The sequence below is a fragment of the Aquibaculum arenosum genome, from assembly GCF_029222965.1.
Taxonomy (GTDB): domain Bacteria; phylum Pseudomonadota; class Alphaproteobacteria; order Kiloniellales; family DSM-21159; genus Aquibaculum; species Aquibaculum arenosum.
This window is the reverse complement of record NZ_JARHUD010000007.1, coordinates 158,670-175,490: the sequence shown is the minus strand read 5'-3', so window position 1 is coordinate 175,490 and position 16,821 is coordinate 158,670. Positions and strand designations below refer to the sequence as shown.

15 protein-coding genes are annotated in these 16,821 nt (G+C 64.0%); 9 read left to right on the top strand and 6 right to left on the bottom strand.

Translation table 11 applies throughout. The features are described from left to right. Window positions 1-132 precede the first annotated feature (132 nt). The 4 genes from P2G67_RS12660 to P2G67_RS12645 are packed head-to-tail and all read left to right on the top strand — an operon-like array spanning window position 133 to window position 5,336. Window positions 133-3,354, top strand: coding sequence for a molybdopterin-dependent oxidoreductase (locus P2G67_RS12660; RefSeq protein ID WP_275823586.1), 3,222 nt, complete (start codon window positions 133-135; stop codon window positions 3,352-3,354). A gap of 10 nt (window positions 3,355-3,364) precedes the next feature. Next, entirely contained in the window at window positions 3,365-3,967 is a 603-nt protein-coding gene (gene fdh3B, locus P2G67_RS12655) for a formate dehydrogenase FDH3 subunit beta (RefSeq protein ID WP_275823585.1), read from the top strand. 14 nt (window positions 3,968-3,981) lie between these two features. Continuing rightward, window positions 3,982-5,187 (top strand): formate dehydrogenase subunit gamma, encoded by a 1,206-nt coding sequence (locus tag P2G67_RS12650; RefSeq protein ID WP_275823584.1) that lies wholly within the window; start codon window positions 3,982-3,984, stop codon window positions 5,185-5,187. Then, window positions 5,184-5,336, top strand: coding sequence for a hypothetical protein (locus P2G67_RS12645; protein ID WP_275823582.1), 153 nt, complete (start codon window positions 5,184-5,186; stop codon window positions 5,334-5,336). The genes P2G67_RS12650 and P2G67_RS12645 overlap by 4 nt, the downstream gene beginning before the upstream one ends. Window positions 5,337-5,427: 91 nt before the next feature. Here P2G67_RS12645 and P2G67_RS12640 read toward each other — a convergent pair whose 3' ends face one another. The 5 genes from P2G67_RS12640 to tpiA form a co-directional block, all read right to left on the bottom strand. Further along, window positions 5,428-5,688 carry a hypothetical protein gene (locus P2G67_RS12640; RefSeq protein WP_275823581.1) on the bottom strand — a complete coding sequence of 87 codons (261 nt, stop codon included), beginning with the start codon at window positions 5,686-5,688 and terminating at the stop codon, window positions 5,428-5,430. 117 nt (window positions 5,689-5,805) lie between these two features. Further along, window positions 5,806-6,666: a 3-deoxy-8-phosphooctulonate synthase gene (gene kdsA / locus P2G67_RS12635; protein ID WP_275823580.1), complete on the bottom strand. Its 861-nt coding sequence runs from the start codon at window positions 6,664-6,666 to the stop codon at window positions 5,806-5,808. Between the two features lie 18 nt (window positions 6,667-6,684). After that, the gene (pyrG, locus tag P2G67_RS12630; RefSeq protein WP_275823579.1) at window positions 6,685-8,310 is read right to left on the bottom strand and encodes a CTP synthase; all 1,626 of its coding nucleotides are present in this window, start codon (window positions 8,308-8,310) and stop codon (window positions 6,685-6,687) included. A 198-nt stretch (window positions 8,311-8,508) separates the two neighbouring features. Beyond that, window positions 8,509-8,862, bottom strand: a complete 354-nt coding sequence (gene secG, locus P2G67_RS12625; RefSeq protein WP_275823578.1) for a preprotein translocase subunit SecG — start codon at window positions 8,860-8,862, stop codon at window positions 8,509-8,511. Window positions 8,863-8,964: 102 nt separating this feature from the next. Beyond that, window positions 8,965-9,732, bottom strand: coding sequence for a triose-phosphate isomerase (gene tpiA, locus P2G67_RS12620; RefSeq protein ID WP_275823577.1), 768 nt, complete (start codon window positions 9,730-9,732; stop codon window positions 8,965-8,967). 197 nt (window positions 9,733-9,929) lie between these two features. Between tpiA and P2G67_RS12615 the strand changes: the two genes are divergently transcribed. From P2G67_RS12615 to P2G67_RS12595, 5 genes are all read left to right on the top strand, one after another. Then, the gene (locus P2G67_RS12615) at window positions 9,930-11,801 is read left to right on the top strand and encodes a SurA N-terminal domain-containing protein (RefSeq protein WP_275823576.1); all 1,872 of its coding nucleotides are present in this window, start codon (window positions 9,930-9,932) and stop codon (window positions 11,799-11,801) included. Window positions 11,802-11,806: 5 nt separating this feature from the next. Further along, entirely contained in the window at window positions 11,807-13,312 is a 1,506-nt protein-coding gene (gene trpE, locus P2G67_RS12610; RefSeq protein ID WP_275823575.1) for an anthranilate synthase component I, read from the top strand. 64 nt (window positions 13,313-13,376) lie between these two features. Continuing rightward, the gene (locus tag P2G67_RS12605; protein ID WP_275823574.1) at window positions 13,377-14,390 is read left to right on the top strand and encodes an amidoligase family protein; all 1,014 of its coding nucleotides are present in this window, start codon (window positions 13,377-13,379) and stop codon (window positions 14,388-14,390) included. Continuing rightward, on the top strand, window positions 14,387-15,061 hold the full coding sequence (locus P2G67_RS12600) for a gamma-glutamyl-gamma-aminobutyrate hydrolase family protein (RefSeq protein ID WP_275823573.1): 675 nt from the start codon (window positions 14,387-14,389) through the stop codon (window positions 15,059-15,061). Before P2G67_RS12605 ends, P2G67_RS12600 begins: the two co-directional genes overlap by 4 nt. After that, entirely contained in the window at window positions 15,058-15,876 is an 819-nt protein-coding gene (locus tag P2G67_RS12595) for a TVP38/TMEM64 family protein (protein WP_275823572.1), read from the top strand. Before P2G67_RS12600 ends, P2G67_RS12595 begins: the two co-directional genes overlap by 4 nt. Here the strand turns inward: P2G67_RS12595 and P2G67_RS12590 are convergent. Next, a complete protein-coding gene (locus P2G67_RS12590) occupies window positions 15,806-16,816 on the bottom strand; it encodes a divergent polysaccharide deacetylase family protein (RefSeq protein WP_275823571.1) in 1,011 nt (336 codons plus the stop codon). The two genes, P2G67_RS12595 and P2G67_RS12590, sit on opposite strands and share 71 nt — an antisense overlap. Between the last annotated feature and the right edge of the window lie 5 nt (window positions 16,817-16,821).

The following is a 16,821-nucleotide window of genomic DNA, read 5'->3' as shown; positions in this document are numbered from 1 at the left end:
CGCATGGAACCTCGCCGCAGCCCCGTTGTTGCTGTGATTGGAGATTGATCGCTTTGGAGGTGGGGCAATGTCCAACTGGAGGTATCGGTCCGAGCGTCTTGGCATGAGGCGCCAGCTATCTGTGAGGCCGTCATGCTGATGAAGCGTACATCTTCCGTGACCCGTCCTCTAACCGGCACCAAGACGCGGCGCCTGGCTGCGCCCGTTGCAAGCATCGGCACCATCGACCGGCGGACCTTCTTGAAAGGCTCCGGCATGGCGGTTGCGGGACTGGCCGCATTGGGCACATTCGCGCCGACCCGGGTGCGTAAGGCTCCCGCGCAGGAGCCGGCCCCGACCGGCGCAATCGAGGAACGCAAGACCGTCTGCCCCTACTGCGCCGTCGGCTGCAGCATCATCGCCGAGGTGCAGAACGGCGTCTGGATCGGCCAGGAACCCGCTTTTGCCAGTCCCATCAACATGGGCACGCACTGCGCCAAGGGTGCGGCGGCGCGGGAAGTAGCGCTGGGCGAACGCCGCCTGAAGTACCCAATGAAGTTGGAGGACGGCCAGTGGCGCCGCCTCTCCTGGTCGGAGGCCGTTGAGGAGGTCGGGGATCGGCTTCTGGCCATCCGTGAGCGCGAGGGCCCGGAGGCGGTCTACTGGTTGGGTTCGGCCAAGTTCTCCAACGAGCAGGCCTACCTGATGCGCAAGTTCGCCGCCTTCTGGGGCACGAACAACGTCGACCACCAGGCGCGGATCTGCCACTCCACCACGGTCGCGGGCGTTGCCAACACCTTTGGCTACGGCGCCATGACCAACAGCTTCAACGACATCCACAACAGCAAGGCCATCTTCCTGCTGGGCGGCAACCCGGCTGAAGCCCACCCCATTTCCATGCTGCACCTGCTGCACGCCAAGGAGCAGGGGGCGCACTTCATCGTCGTCGACCCGCGCTACACCCGCACCGCGGCTCACGCCACGGAGTATGTGCGGATCCGGCCCAGTACAGATATTGCCTTCCTCTGGGGCGTACTCTGGCACATCCTGCGCAATGGCTGGGAGGATCAGGACTACATCGCAAGCCGCGTCTACGGCTTCGACGAGATCCGCGCCGAAGTCGAGAATTATCCGCCCGACGTGGTGGAGAACATCACCGGTGTTGCGCCCGACCAGGTGGAACGCGTGGCGCGCATTATGGCGGAGAACCGGCCAGGAACGCTTGTCTGGTGCATGGGGCTCACCCAGTCCACCAAGGGGCACGCCAACACCCGCGCCGCCTCGATCTTCCAGCTCGCACTCGGGAACATCGGCGTGTCCGGGGGCGGCACCAACATTTTCCGTGGCCACGACAATGTGCAGGGTGCCACCGACTTGGGGCTCGATTCCAGCACCCTGCCCGCTTACTACGGCTTGAGCCAAGGCGCCTGGCAGCACTGGGCCCGGGTCTGGGACGTGGATTACGAGTGGCTGAAGAGCCGCTTCACCTCGCAGGAGCTGATGGAAACAACGGGCATGCCGGTGTCCCGCTGGTTCGACGGCGTGCTGGAGTCGGTGGAGAACCTGGACCAGCCAACGCAGCTGCGCGGGATGGTGTTCTGGGGACATGCGGTGAATTCCCAGACCCGCCAAGCCGATGCGAAACGGGCACTGGAACAGCTCGATACGCTGCTGATCATCGACCCGCATCCCACCCTGGCCGCTGTGCTGGGAGAGCGGCGCGACGGGGTCTATCTCCTGCCCTCGAGCTACACCATGGAGATCGCCGGATCCGTCACCAACTCCCAGCGCGCCGTGCAATGGCGCGAACGGGTTATCGAGCCGATCTTCGAGTCCAAGAGCGACTATGAGATCACCTATCTGCTGGCCCGCAAGTTCGGTTTCGCCGATGAGCTCTTCAACCAAATCACCGTCGAGAACGACCAGCCGCTGCCGGAAGACCTGCTCCGCGAAATCAACCGCGGCACCTGGACCATCGGCTACACGGGCCAGAGCCCGGAGCGCCTGAAGCGCCACATGGAGCATCAGGACAAGTTCGACACCACCACCTGTCTGGGCATGAGTGCGCCAGTGGAGGGCGAGTACTACGGCCTGCCGTGGCCCTGCTGGGGCACGCCGGAACTCGGCCACCCAGGAACCCCGCTGCTCTACGATGCGAGCAAAGCCGTTTCCGAGGGAGGGCTGCCCTTCCGCGCCCGCTGGGGCGTGGAGTATGAAGGCGACAACCTGCTGGCTGAAGGCAGCGCGCCACCGGATTCAGAGATCTCGGACGGCTACCCCGAGATCACCCTCGCCATGCTGAGCAAGTTCGGCTGGAATGGGGAATTTCGGCCCCAGGAGGCGCTGGCAATGATGGCCATCGCCGCCGAATCCTATGAACCCAGCTTGCTGGAGCTCTCTGACGAAGAAGCCGAGGATCGCCTGCGCCAACTCCTGGAGGAACAGGATCTGCGCCTGTCCCCAGAACAACGGCGCAGTACCGCCCCCGGTGCTGACGGTAGCAGCCTGCAAGAGCAGGCCATCACAAGCTATCAGACCAACCGTCCACCCATTGCAGAGAATCCGCAGAAAGAAGAATCGGACGATTCACAATCAGGAGATACGCAGCAACAGACCGAGGACGGCTTCGGCGAGATGGAGTTCGGCGGCGGCAATGATTCCGAAGAGGAGGCGCCGCTGAATGAGAACCCCTTCACCGAAGCACTGCTGCGCATCAACTGGAAGACTGACCTCTCCGGCGGCATCCAGCGCGTGGCGATCGCGCACGGCTTGGCACCTTTTGGCAATGGTAAGGCGCGCGCCGTGGCCTGGAATTTCCCGGACCCCGTGCCGATCCATCGCGAACCGCTCTATACCACGCGCCGTGACTTGCTTCCCGAGTATCAGACCTACGAAGACCGGCGCGACTATCGCCTACCGATCCTCTACCGCACCATCCAGCAGCGGGATTTCTCGCAAGACTTCCCGCTCATCCTAACCAGCGGCCGACTGGTTGAGCATGAAGGTGGCGGCGATTCCACCCGGTCCAACAAGTGGCTGGCAGAGTTCCAACCCCGCATGTTCGCGGAGATCAATCCCAGCGATGCTGCAGCGGCCGGTATCGAGGCGGGCGCTGAGCTGTGGCTGCACACGCCTGAGGGATCGCGGGTGCGCGTGCCAGCCCTCATCACCAACCGCGTGGGCCGCGGCACGGTCTTCATGCCCTTCCACTACGGTGGCTGGTTCCAGGGTGAGGACATCAGCGGCCGCTATCCTGCAGGCACGGTGCCCTATGTTGTGGGCGAAGCCGCCAACAACGCCACCACCTATGGCTATGACGCCGTCACCCTGATGCAGGAAGCGAAAGCCACCCTCTGCCGCATCGAACCCGCATAAGGAGCCCGAAATGGCCCGAATGAAGTTTCTCTGCGACGCCGAACGCTGCATCGAGTGCAACGCCTGCTCCGTTGCCTGCAAGAACGAGCACGAGGTGCCCTGGGGCATGGTGCGCCGGCGCGTGCTCACAGTGAACGACGGTGAGGAAGGGCAGGAGCGCTCTCTCTCCATTGCCTGCATGCACTGCACCGATGCGCCCTGCATCGCCGTCTGCCCGGTCGAGTGCATCTACCAGAACGACTACGGCATCGTGCTGCACGACAAGGATCTCTGCATCGGCTGCGGCTACTGCTTTTATGCCTGCCCCTTCGGCGCGCCGCAGTTCCCGCAGCAGTCCAACTTCGGCAGCCGCGGCAAGATGGACAAATGCACCTTCTGCGCCGGTGGCCCGGAGGAACCCGGCTCCGAAGCTGAACTGCGCAAGTACGGCCGCAATCGCATCGCCGAAGGCAAGCTGCCGCTCTGCGCCGAGATGTGTTCCACCCGCTCGCTGCTTGCCGGCGACGGCGACCAGTTGTCTGAGATCTACCGCGAGCGCGTCCAGCGCCGCGGCTACGGCAGCGGCGCCTGGGGATGGGAAACGGCCTACTACGGGCCGCGCACGGGTAGCTAAGAGGAGCTGGGCCAATGGCACGTGCCTTCGGAGGCATAGCGGCGGTGGTGTTTATCGCCCTGCTGGTCTGGACGCTTTATGCCGGCTTCGTTTCCAGCGACCGGGTGGTCCCAACCGATGGTGTGATCGGCGGCGGCGCACCGGATCCGGTGGCGGAGAACGCTGCGGACTACGCGACCCTGATGGAACGCGCGCAGCTGCAGCGCTGGCGCGGTGAAACCGGCCCCTCGCCGGAAGGTGAGCAGACTGCCCTGGAGAATGGCGAGCAGCCGGCCGGTCAGGCACCGGAAGAGCGGGTGCAGCTTTGGCTGTCGCGCACCGAAGCGCAAAGCGACCTGCTGCAATCCCGGCGCTTCGTGGAGGGGCAGACCGCGCTGCCCGGCGAAGTTCTCGGCGTCTTCTCCCAGCCTCAGGGCAGGGTCTGGCGTGCCTTCCGCAACAACTGGGTGGTGTTCGGCGGCGGCGTCTACATTTTTGGAATCAGCGCGCTGCTGGCGCTGTTCCTCGCCTGGCGCGGTCGCGTGGAGGTAGAAGAAGGCTTCTCCGGCGAAAGCGTTCTGCGTTTCAATGTCTTCGAGCGGGCCAATCATTGGATGACGGCCGTAAGCTTCGTCCTGCTGGCGCTGACTGGCGTGGTGATTCTCTATGGGCGCGACTTAATCCGCCCCTGGCTCGGCCCTCAGACCTTTGCCGACTTGGCCAGCGGCAGCGCTTGGCTGCACATGATGTTGATCCTTCCCTTCACCATCGGATTGTTCGTGATGCTCTTAGCCTGGGTCGCGCAGAATCTGCCGAAACGGGTAGATTGGGAATGGCTGAAGCGCGGTGGCGGGATGGGCAGCGAAGAATCTCTCAACCCACCCGCTCCAAAATTCAACGCCGGGCAAAAGATCGTTTTCTGGGCTGTCATCCTGGGCGGCTCGGTGCTGGTGGCCAGCGGCCTGAATCTGATGTTCCCATTCCTCTTGCTCGGCTACAGCGGAATGGAGATCAGCCAGACGGTGCACGTTATCACCGGGCTGCTGATGATTGGACTGATCATCGGCCACATCTACATCGGTACGATCGGCATGGAGGGTGCGTTCGACGCCATGTGGTCCGGCCGCGTCGATCGCAACTGGGCCAAGGAGCACCACAGCCTCTGGTTCGATGACCTGCTGGCCAAGGGCAAGCTTCGCTCCCACGCTCACGCCTCGACCGAAACGCGCAAAACCGGATGAGCCCTGCTCAGGAGGATCCAGTGAAGGCCTTTGTCGGCGGTGTGATCATTGCCTGCGTGCTGGCAGCAGCGACACTCTTCATCTACTCCAGCTTTGCCATCGACAGTGCCGGCGGCTATCGCCCGGCTGCGACTACGCACCTGGATTGAGCCCGCAGCGTCAGTCAGCTAAGAAAAAAGCCTCTCCCCACCATCGATGGGGAGAGGCTTTCTCTATTCGCGTAGCCGGGTCATTCCGCCGCTATTGGCATGAGAAGGTCGCTTCCATGCGCTCGCCCTCGACTTCGCGGTTCAGAAGGACAGCGTCGCGGTCGAACTCTTCGTCACAGTAGTCGTCCGCCTGCTCCTGCACCTCCTCGAAGCCACTGTCATCCTGATAGGAGTAGCTGACCGTCGGCGAGGAAGCCTGACTGCGATAGGAGCTGGACGAGCCACCGCAGGCGGCAAGCGCAATGGCCGAGACGGCCAGTGCGGCCCAGGTGATTTTGGTACGGTCACGCATTCGACTCTCCCTGTTACAGGTGTGTGCCTGGCACAAGGAGATAGGGCGGGATGGCAATTCCGCCCAACGACAGTTCTATGACCTTATCCGGACCAAGTGCTGGCCGGCATGCCCGTGTTACGCGAGGCTGACCGGCCGCTGCTTCGCCAGCTTGTCGAAAGCCACCAGCGTTTCCAGCAGCTCCTTGAACTGATGCAGCGGCACCATGTTTGGACCGTCGCTTGGCGCGTTGTCCGGATCCTGGTGCACCTCCATGAAGACCGCCGCCACACCGACGGAAACGGCGCCGCGGGCCAGGACGGGCACGAATTCCCGCTGCCCGCCGGAGGTCGCCCCCTGCCCGCCCGGCTGCTGCACCGAATGGGTGGCATCGAAGACGATGGGGCAGCCGGTCTGCGCCATGATCGGCAGGCCGCGCAAATCGGTCACCAGCGTGTTGTAGCCGAATGACACGCCGCGCTCGGTCAGCATGACGCGCTCATTGCCGGACGCGCGCACCTTCTCGGCCACGTTGCGCATGTCCCAGGGCGCCAGGAACTGGCCTTTCTTCACGTTGACCACGGCGCCGGACTGGGCGGCGGCGACCAGCAGGTCGGTCTGCCGGCACAGGAAGGCCGGGATCTGCAGCACGTCGACGCTCTCCGCGACGGCGGCGCACTGGCCTGCCTCGTGCACGTCGGTCAACACCGGGCAACCATAGGTCTCGCGCACCTCGGCGAAGATCGGCATGGCCTCCTTCAGCCCGATGCCGCGCTTCGAGTTGAGACTGGTGCGGTTGGCCTTGTCGAAGGAGGACTTGTAGATCAGCCCGACCCCGAGTCCGCTGCAGATCTCCGTGAGCGCTTGCGCCATCTCCAGGGCATGCGCCCGGCTTTCCATGGCACAGGGACCGGCGATGATCGCCAGGGGAAGGTCGTTGCCCAGGGTCAAGGACCCGATCTTCACGTGAACCGGGGCACGCGGGGTGGAACTGCTCATGCTCTGTCCTCTCAGGCGCTACATCAGGCGCGATTGCTCGACCGCGGCCCGGATGAAGGAGGTGAATAGCGGGTGCGGCGCAAAGGGTTTCGATTTGAGTTCGGGATGGAACTGCACCCCGATGAACCAGGGATGGCCGGGCACTTCGACGATCTCCGGCAACTCGCCGTCCGGCGAGAGGCCCGAGAAATGCAGCCCGACACGCTCCAGTTCATCCTTGTAGTTGACGTTGACCTCATAGCGATGCCGATGGCGTTCCTGAATCTCGCCCATGCCGTAGATCTCGTGCACCTTGCTGCCCCGCGCAAGGACCGCCGGATAGGCACCCAGACGCATGGTTCCGCCCAGGTCGCTGTCCGCACCGCGCCGTTCCACCTGGTTCTCTTTCGTCCATTCCGTCATCAGGCCGACGATGGGCGGATTGGGCAGGCCGAACTCACTGGAGCCGGCGCCTTCCAGACCGGCCAGATGGCGCGCAGCTTCGATCACCGCCATTTGCATGCCAAGGCAGATGCCAAAGTAGGGCACCTTGCGCTCGCGCGCGAAGCGGGCTGCGGCGATCTTGCCTTCAGTGCCCCGTTCGCCGAAGCCGCCCGGCACCAGGATCCCGTGCACGCCTTCCAGCTGCTGCAGATGGCCTTCCTGTTCGAAGATCTCCGCATCCAGCCAGTTGACGTTTACCCGAACGCCGTTGGCGATTCCGCCGTGAATAAGGGCTTCGGCCAGCGATTTGTAGGCATCGATCAAGCTGGTGTACTTGCCGACCACGCCGATGGTGACCTCGCCATCAGGATGGCGCACGGTGTCTGTGATGCGGTCCCAGATCGTCAGATCGGGCGCGCCGGTCTCGAGTTCGAAATGCCGACAGACGACGGCATCCATGCCCTCTTCATGATAGGCGCGGGGCACCGCGTAGATGGTGTCCACATCCAACGCCTGGATGACGGCATCCTCCCGCAGATTGCAGAAGAGCGCCAGCTTGCGTCGGGCGTCCTTGTCGATGGGATACTCGGAGCGGCAGAGCAACACGTCCGGCTGGATACCGACCGACTGCAACTCCTTAACGGAATGCTGGGTCGGCTTGGTCTTCAGTTCACCCGCGGACGAGATGTAGGGCAGCAGGGTGAGATGCATGAAGAGCGAGCGCGAGCGCCCCAGCTCATTGCCAAGCTGCCGGATGGCTTCCAGGAAGGGCAGACTCTCGATATCGCCCACCGTTCCGCCGATTTCGCAGATGCAAAAATCTTCATCCACGAGGTCGGAGCGAATGAATTCCTTGATGGCATCGGTGACGTGCGGGATGACCTGAACGGTGGCGCCGAGATAATCGCCGCGCCGTTCGCGCGCGATGATGCGGCTGTATATCTGGCCGGTGCTGACGCTGTCGCTACTGCGAGATGTGACCCCGGTGAAGCGCTCATAGTGGCCCAGATCGAGGTCGGTCTCGGCCCCATCGTCAGTGACGTAAACCTCGCCGTGCTGGTAGGGACTCATGGTCCCCGGATCCACGTTGAGGTAGGGGTCGAGTTTGCGCAGCCTCACCGTGAAGCCACGCGCCTGCAGCAGCGCACCCAGGGCCGCTGCCGCCAGCCCCTTCCCCAATGAGGATACCACGCCGCCGGTGATGAAGATAAACCGCGTCATGGGCCTCCCTTATCCGCGCAAAAGCCGCACTCGGCAAGCCCCCAGAGCGGGACTCTCCTGAGCGCGCGAGATTTCAACGGGTCCTGTCGGACCGAAACCGAACTAATCGAAGCCCATCGCTCAGCCCTATGCCGGACGAAACAGTTGTGGGCGGGCTGACGCCGCGATGGGTAGTGTCCTTGCTGCCGAAGCCGAGGGTTACTGAACCGGGACTGCCGGCGCTTCGGGCTGACCCTCACCCGAAGGCTGCGACTCGATAGGAGCCGGCGCCGAGGGGATCAGCGGCGTATCGACGATCGAGCGCTGCTGCGTTGTGCCGCTGGCCAGGATGGTCAGCAGAATGCTGGTCACCATGAAGGCCGCTGCCAGAATTGCCGTGGTGCGGGTCAGGAAGTTTGCCGTGCCACGACCGGACATGAGGCCGCCCATGCCGCCGCCACCGCCGGAACCACCGCCGATTCCCAGCGCTCCTCCCTCGCTGCGCTGCATCAGCACGACACCAATCAGCGCCAGAACGACCAGGAGATGGACAACGAGTAGAACCTGCATCATGGCGAAACCGCCTTCTCTCAACGATAAGCATGCATCACGCCCCGCGCCCTGAACGGGCGCCGGGTTGCTGCGCGCGGATATAACTGCTCTGGGCCGCGCGTTCTAGGGGCAAGCGGTGGCGATGGCCCAAAAATCTTCGGCCTTGAGGCTCGCGCCGCCCACCAAGGCCCCATCCACATCGGCCGTGCCGAGCAGCTCCGCCGCATTCGCCGGCTTCACGGAACCGCCGTAGAGTATGCGTGTTGCCTGCGCTGTCGCGTCGCCGCGCAGGTCCGCCAGCACCTTGCGAATCGCCCCGTGCACCTCGGCGACATCCGCAGATGTGGCTGTGAGACCGGTGCCGATCGCCCAGACCGGCTCATAAGCAAGAACCACCTCGCCCGATCCCCCGGCGGACGGCAGGGAGTCCCGCACCTGGCTCTCAATGACATCCAGTGCGCGGCCAGCATCGCGCTCTTCGCGCGTCTCGCCCACGCATATGACTGGCGTCAGTCCAGCCGAGAGAGCCGTAGACGCCTTTGCCGCCACGTCTTTGCTACGCTCTCCATGATCCTGGCGCCGCTCGGAGTGGCCAACGAGCACGAAAGAGCAGCCCACATCTGCCAGCATCGCAGCACTGGTATCGCCGGTATGCGCCCCGCTTTCGGCCGCATGACAATCCTGCCCGCCCATCGCAATCTCGGCGTCGCTGGCGGTCGAGCGCAAAATGGGCAACAGCACGAATGGCGGGCAGATCAGCAGATCGCAAGAGGGTGGCGTCCCGGCCAGGCGGGCTTCTTCCAACTTTCCGGCCAGCGCTTCCGCCAGCGCCAGGCCATCACGGCTCAAACCGTTCATCTTCCAGTTACCGGCGATCAGCTTGCGCCGCATCGGCCCCCTCCTCTTGCACCAGTCAACCACACTGCAGACAGCTAGGCTTTAGCATGTGCCGCCCCTAGCTGCCAGTCGGCACGATGGCACTTGCCGCAAGGGCCTCTGCTATCTGTTGCCCGGAAGCGGCACGCTCCTTAGGATGCCGCGGCACCCGCACTGCAGGCGGAGCGCATTACACAGTTGGGCGGAAATTCATGGGCAAGCTGCGCGGCGTCGTCGCCAAGGTATTTCTCTACGTTCTCTTTGGGTTACTGATCCTCAGCTTCGCCGTTTGGGGCATCGGTGACATGTTCCGAGGACGCACGGCCGCCCCTGTGGTCGCTGAAGTGGGCGAGCAGGAAGTGACCCAGGAGGAGTTCCGGCGGGCTTTCAGCAGCGAGTACAACCGTTTGCGCCAGATGCTCGGCGGCGAGTTCGATATCCAACAGGCACAGGCGCTCGGTCTGCCGCAGCAGATTCTCAACAACCTCGTCAATCGACGCTTGTATCAGGCACACGCTCGCGAACTCGGTCTGACCGTGACCGACGACCAAGTGCGACAGGAGATCTTTGCCGTTCCTGCGTTCCAGAACGAACAAGGAGAGTTCGACCGCTTCCGCTACGAGCAGGCCCTGCGCATGGGGCAGCTGAGCGAAGCGGATCTGGTGCAACAGCTTCACGATGAGATACTGCGCAGCCGTCTGCTCTCTGCCGTGCTCGGTGGTGTGGAGGCCCCCTCGGCTCTGGCAGGAGGGCTCTATTCCTATCGCAACGAGCGCCGTGCTGCCGACTATGTCGTGGTCGAGCCAGACGCAGCGGAAGCACTCCCCGAACCGAGCGAGGAGGAACTGCAGGCCCACTATGAGAACCTCGTCGACCAGTTCCAGGCGCCCGAGTACCGCGAGGTAAGCTGGCTGCACATCGATCCCGCCGCGCTCGTGGCGGGTGAGGACTTCTCCGAAGAGGAACTCCGCGCAGCCTACGATGAGCGGATGCATCTCTATAGCGAACCGGAACGCCGCCGCGTCGAGCAGATCCTCCTGGAAGACGAAAGCGAGGCCGAAGCTGCTCGCGAACGCCTTGTCTCCGGCGCAAGCTTCTCCGCCGTGGCCGAGGACCTGACGGGCTCCGCGCCGATCGACCTGGGTCTGGTGGAACGCGAAGACATGCCCGAGGCACTGGCCGGTCCGGTTTTCAGTGCCGAAGAAGGAAACGTCACTGAACCGGTGGAATCAGCCTTTGGCTGGCACCTCATTCGCATCGTCGAGGTCCAGGAGGAAAGCGTACGCCCCTTCGAGGAAGTGCGGGACGAACTCGGCGCTGAACTGAGCGAACACGAAGCGATTGAAAGCGCGATCGCCCTCGCCAACCGGCTCGATGACCTCCTGGCGGCGGGTGCGGCGATCGAGGAAGCGGCAGCCGACTTAAATCTGCACCTGCATGAGGCAGACGCCATCGACCGCTCAGGCGAAGACCGTCAGGGCGAGAGCGTCGAAGACGTGCCGGCGCGTGAGCGCTTCATCGAAACCGTCTTCTCGACCCAGGCCGGAGACACCAGCCTGTTGGTGGAAACCGAGGCCGGCGGCTATTTCGTACTCAGAGTGGACGGCATCATTCCGCCGGCCGCGCGGCCCTTCGAGGAGGTCCGCGAGGACGTGCTCGCCAACTGGCAGGCGCAGGAACGTGAAGCCCTGGCCTTCGAACGAGCCGATGCGCTGGCCGACCGACTGCACAATGGCGAGTCGTTGAGCGCGGTTGCGGAAGCCGAAGGGCTCGAGCTTCAGAGCGCACCCAACGTGCATCGACAGGGCAGCGACCCCTCTCCGGAACTGGTCGAACAGCTGTTCGAGGCCAACGTGGGTGAGGTGATCGTCGCTTCCGGCCCCGAATGGCCCCTGCTCGCGGTTCTGGAAAGCATCGAGAGTGCCGATACCGAAACGGCCGAGCAGGCCTTGTCTGAGCTCCGGCAAGAGACCAGCAGTCGTTTGCGTCAGGACATGGAGCAGTCTTTCCGGCTGGCACTCGAGACGGAGTATGGGGTTACCTTCAATCAGCGGCGTATCGACGACGTCCTTCTGGAATTCTAGAAACCGTGCAGATTCATCCTGATTTCGAGAGCTTTCGCGCAGCCTACGATGCCGGAAAGCCGCAGGTCGTTTGGACCACGCTCGTTGCCGATCTCGAAACGCCGGTTTCCGCCTTCCTGAAACTGGCCGAGGGGCAGCCCTTCTCCTTCCTCTTCGAGTCGGTGGAAGGCGGCACGACCATTGCTCGCTATTCCTTCATCACCTTGAAGCCTGACCTGGTCTGGCGCTGCCGCGGGCAATCGAGCGAGATCAACCGGCGGGCGCGCGTGCAGCCCGATGCCTTTGAGGCACAAAGCGGTCATCCGCTGGAGAACCTTCGCGTGCTGTCGCGCGAATGCCGGGTTGAAATGCCGGCACACCTGCCGCCGATGGCAGCCGGACTGATCGGCTACGCCGGCTATGACATGGTGCGCCTGATGGAGCGCCTGCCGGACAAGAACCCAGACGTGCTCGGCGTGCCAGACAGCATCTTTGTCCGTCCAACCGTCACGGCCATTTTCGATCGCGTCGAGGACCTGGTGACTGTGGTTTCGCCGGTCTGGCCCGATGGGGAGCGCTCGGCCCAAGCGGCCTACGACCTGGCCTGCGAGCGGCTTTCGGAAGTGACAGCGGACTTCGAGCGCTCCCTGCCCTATCGCCGGGAGCGGCATGAGGACGCCGGTGAACTGCCGGAACCCAGTTCAAATCTCAGTCCCGAGCGCTTTCACGAGATGGTGCAGCAGGCGAAAGATTATATCGCCGCCGGCGACATCTATCAGGTCGTCCTCGCCCAGCGCTTCTCCGTGCCCTTCGCGCTGCCGCCCTTCCAGCTCTACCGCGCGCTGCGGCGCCTGAACCCTTCACCCTTCCTGTTCTATCTCGATTTCGGGGACTTCTCCGTCGTCGGCTCCTCGCCGGAGGTGCTGGTCCGCCTGCGCGATGGTGTGGTTACGATCCGGCCACTGGCCGGCACCCGCAAGCGCGGTGCCACACCGGACGAGGATCGCGCCCTGGCCGAAGAACTCCTCGCCGATCCCAAGGAGCGTGCCGAGCACCTCATGCTGCTCGACCTTGGACGCAACGACGTCGGCCGCGTGTCCCAGGTGGGCAGCGTCCGCGTGACGGAGCAGTTCGTGGTCGAACGCTACAGCCACGTCATGCACATCTCCTCCAATGTCGACGGCCGTATAGACCCACGCTATGATGCTATCGACGCATTGGTGGCAGGCTTTCCGGCCGGAACCGTATCCGGCGCGCCCAAGGTTCGGGCGATGGAGATCATCGAGGAATTGGAACCCGACCGCCGGGCAACCTATGCCGGTGCATTTGGTTATCTTGGTGCCAATGGAGACATGGACACCTGTATCGGACTGCGCACGGCGCTGGTGAAGGACGGCATGCTGCACATCCAGGCTGGTGCCGGCATCGTGGCCGACAGTGATCCGGAGAGCGAGCACCAGGAATGCCGCAACAAGGCCCGCGCCCTGATCCGCGCCGCCGAGGAAGCGGTGCGATTTGCCCGGCGGGGATGACCTCATCTTGTCCCGCCGCCGGGATGATAGGTCATCGAGGGTGATTCAACAGGGCTTCCAAAACATGGTCAACGCGCTGCAACACCCACCGCTCACCCGCAACGCCGAGGGTGCTTTGCGCCGGGTGGGGGTGGAGATCGAGTTTGCCGGTCTTGATGCGCTCCAGGCGGCCAACTGCGTGCGCGAACTCTTCGGTGGCCGCCTGGTCGAGCACGACCCCTACAGCTTTCAGGTCGAAGACACCTGCTACGGCGACTTCGAATGCAAGCTGGACAGCCATCACGTCCACACTACCGAGGAGGATAGTCGCAGCCTAAAGGACCTGCTGTTCGGGCTGGTGGACGACCGCCAAGCCCAGGACCTGGCGCGCAAGGCTGGAACCTTCATCGGCGACATCACCCGCTATTGGCTGCCGGTCGAGATCGTCGCCCCACCGGTGGCCTACACTGAAATGCCGGCTTTCGATCGCCTGGCCGACGCGCTCACCGAGGCCGGGGCGGAAGGCACACAGGAATCGGTGATCTACGGATTCGGGATGCAGTTCAACCCCGAGGTGGCCTCATTCGAGGCCGAGTACCTGCGACGCCACATCCAGGCCTACTGCCTGGCATCGGAGTGGCTGCGGGCCAGCATCGAGGTTGACATGACCCGGCGCCTTTTGCCCTTTGTCGACCGCTTTCCCAACGCGTACCTGCGCCTCATCCTGAAGGAGGACTACGCGCCGGACCTGGGCGAACTGATCGATGATTTCCTGGAGCACAACCCGACGCGCAACCGCGAACTCGACCTCTTGCCGCTCTTCCGTTTTCTTGATGAGAAGCGCATAGCCGACGTGGTCGACATGACCCTGGTGAAGGCACGCCCCACTTTCCACTATCGTCTGCCGAACGCATCGCTCGGCATGGAGGGATGGTCCGTGGTGCAGGAGTGGAACCGCTGGGTGGCCGTGGAGCGACTGGCCGCGGATGGCGAGCGTCTGGGCGCCATGATGCAGGCCTGGCACGAGAACGATGACAAGCTGATCTCCGACGACTGGGCGAAGCTGTCCCGGCGTTGGATGGAGAACGGCGGCTCTTGAGAGCACCGCTGATAGCCGTCACGAGTTCCCGCCGTCGCGCCCTCTTCACGGCCGTGATGAACCGCATTGCCCTGCTGCGGGCCGGCGCCCGCAGTGTGCGTGTCTATCCTGGAAAGCAGGTTGACCTCAACAAGGTGGATGGCCTGCTGATCGGGGGCGGCGACGATATCGATGTGCGTCTCTATGACCAGGACCTCATCCTGGAAACACGCCTCGACCCCGAACGAGACGCCCTGGAGATGGAAGCCCTGGCCCTGGCCGAGGAGCGCAATCTTCCCGTGCTGGGCATCTGCCGCGGCGCGCAGATCATGAACGTCTACTACGGCGGCAGCCTGCTGCCCGACATTCACGCGCTCTTCGAGGATCTGCCGCGCATGCGCACGGCCCTGCCCCGCAAATGGATCAATCTGCGCATCGACAGCCGGCTGCACGGCATCCTGGGCCGCGAGCGGCTGAAGGTGAATTCCCTGCACCATCAGGCCGTGGACCGCCTGGGCCGCAACCTGCGGGCCATCGCCCGTGACGATTCCGGCATCGTGCAGGCCATTGAGAACGACAACCACTCCTTCCTCATCGGCGTACAGTGGCATCCTGAACTGATGCCCTTTCACCGCGGTCAGCAGGAACTCTTTCGGCGGCTCGTTGCAGCCGCTCGGGGGCCCTCGGGATGACCCAGCCGGAGAGCGAAGGCGGCCAGGCCACGCCAAGCGCGGCTCGAAACCTGCAGCGCCTGCGTCAGGCCATGGTGCTGTTGATCCTGGCAGGCGTGCTGGGCGCCTGGTTCTTCTTCGACCTTGGCGACTGGCTCAGCTTCGAGCAGTTGGCCGAGCGCAGCCAAGACGCACGCGCGGCGCTCGACGCGCGCCCCGTGAAGATCACGGCCCTATTTCTCATTTCATTGGTCCTGGTCACCCTCTTTTGCATTCCGGCGGTGGCGATCCTGCAGATCTTCTCCGGATTCCTCTTCGGTCCGCTGGCAGGAACGCTGCTGTCCGTCCTGGCCCAGACGCTGGGCGGCGCCCTGGCCTTCCTGATCGCCGGTCACACCTTCCGCGAGAGCTTCGCCCGCCTGATCGGGCCCTATCTCGGAGGACTCGAGGCCGGGTTTCAGGCCAATGCCTTTACCTACATCGTCACCCTGCGCATGACGCCCGTGATGCCCTACTGGGTGGTCAACATCGCCCCCAGCCTGCTCGGCGTGCGTTTTCGACCCTTCGTGCTTGGCACGCTTGTTGGCGCGATCCCCCTGACCTTCGTCTATGCCACGTTCGGAGCCGGCCTGGGAGAGGTCATCGATGCTGGGGGCACGCCGGAGCTGGCAGATCTCTTGACCCCCAAGGCCATCGCGCTTGTATGCGTGGCCCTGCTCTTTGCGCTGGCGCCCATGCTGCTGCGCCGACTGATGGGGCGGAAGGTTAACCCGCGCCCGGAACCGCTATCAGACGGGGAGGAGACTCCTCGGAGTTCACACGAACCACCGCGCTGACAGGGACGAGCTGGAAGCCCTTCGCCGACAGGTCCGGTAGCCACCCTGCAAGGGCGTCCAGTGTCTCGTCATAGGGATGGCCAATGGCTATGGCGACGCCGTCACGGCGCGCGATGCTCTCAGTCTCTGCAAGCTGCTGGCGGATGAAGTCGCGCGAGACCTCGTGGTCGAGAAAGACGTGACGCTCCGCCAGCGGCACCCCAAGCTCTTCCGCCAACACGGGTCCCTTCGTCTCGGCCGAGGTGCGGGAATCGAGAAACAGCAGCCCCCGCCGTCCCAACTCGGCCATGACCAGCCGCATTCCGGGCTCGTCAGCGGTGAAGGCGCTGCCCATGTGATTGTTGACCCCGACATAACCCTCGAGCCGGTCGAGGCTCCAGCGCAGGTTGGCGCGCTGCTTTTCCTTGGCATCGGAGAGCAGGAGCGCCCTTGGTCCCGGATCGAGATGATTTGAGGGTTCCATGGGCAGATGGAGCATCACCTCGTGCCCCGCTGCCCCTGCAGCCTTGCTGTAATCAGCCAAGCCGTCGGCGTAGGTCATGAAGGACAGGGTCAGCGGACCCGGTAGAGCCATGGTTCGGCGCGTTGCGGGCCGATTGAGTCCCAGGTCATCGATCACCACCACGATGCGCGGCCGCCCCTCAGCCGCCGCCACGGGCACAGCGTGCTGCTGCCAGGTTGCCGGTTCCTGAATCATCGGCGATCTTGCGAAGCCGAAGGACGCCGGTGCTTCAGGCGGCGAAGGCATGCGCGCCAGCGGTGTCGGCTGCATCGGATCGGGCGGCGGCAAAGCCAGGACCGTGCGTTCAGCCGCAAGGACCGGTGCTAACGGCTTGGGTTCTTCGCGCTCACTGCCGGCCAGGGCGCCCAATGCAGCGCCCAGACACGCCAGACCCAGGATCGCACCGCGCACGACGCCCTTCGGTACTCTGATGGGCATGAAAA

Coding starts and splice junctions, on each gene's coding strand:
- P2G67_RS12660 (WP_275823586.1), top strand. CDS start 133: ATGCTGATGAAGCGTACATCTTCCGTGACCCGTCCTCTAACCGGCACC.
- P2G67_RS12650 (WP_275823584.1), top strand. CDS start 3,982: ATGGCACGTGCCTTCGGAGGCATAGCGGCGGTGGTGTTTATCGCCCTG.
- kdsA (WP_275823580.1), bottom strand. CDS start 6,666: ATGAGCAGTTCCACCCCGCGTGCCCCGGTTCACGTGAAGATCGGGTCC.
- tpiA (WP_275823577.1), bottom strand. CDS start 9,732: ATGCGGCGCAAGCTGATCGCCGGTAACTGGAAGATGAACGGTTTGAGC.
- P2G67_RS12640 (WP_275823581.1), bottom strand. CDS start 5,688: ATGCGTGACCGTACCAAAATCACCTGGGCCGCACTGGCCGTCTCGGCC.
- P2G67_RS12590 (WP_275823571.1), bottom strand. CDS start 16,816: ATGCCCATCAGAGTACCGAAGGGCGTCGTGCGCGGTGCGATCCTGGGT.
- fdh3B (WP_275823585.1), top strand. CDS start 3,365: ATGGCCCGAATGAAGTTTCTCTGCGACGCCGAACGCTGCATCGAGTGC.
- P2G67_RS12645 (WP_275823582.1), top strand. CDS start 5,184: ATGAGCCCTGCTCAGGAGGATCCAGTGAAGGCCTTTGTCGGCGGTGTG.
- pyrG (WP_275823579.1), bottom strand. CDS start 8,310: ATGACGCGGTTTATCTTCATCACCGGCGGCGTGGTATCCTCATTGGGG.
- P2G67_RS12595 (WP_275823572.1), top strand. CDS start 15,058: ATGACCCAGCCGGAGAGCGAAGGCGGCCAGGCCACGCCAAGCGCGGCT.
- secG (WP_275823578.1), bottom strand. CDS start 8,862: ATGATGCAGGTTCTACTCGTTGTCCATCTCCTGGTCGTTCTGGCGCTG.
- P2G67_RS12615 (WP_275823576.1), top strand. CDS start 9,930: ATGGGCAAGCTGCGCGGCGTCGTCGCCAAGGTATTTCTCTACGTTCTC.
- P2G67_RS12605 (WP_275823574.1), top strand. CDS start 13,377: ATGGTCAACGCGCTGCAACACCCACCGCTCACCCGCAACGCCGAGGGT.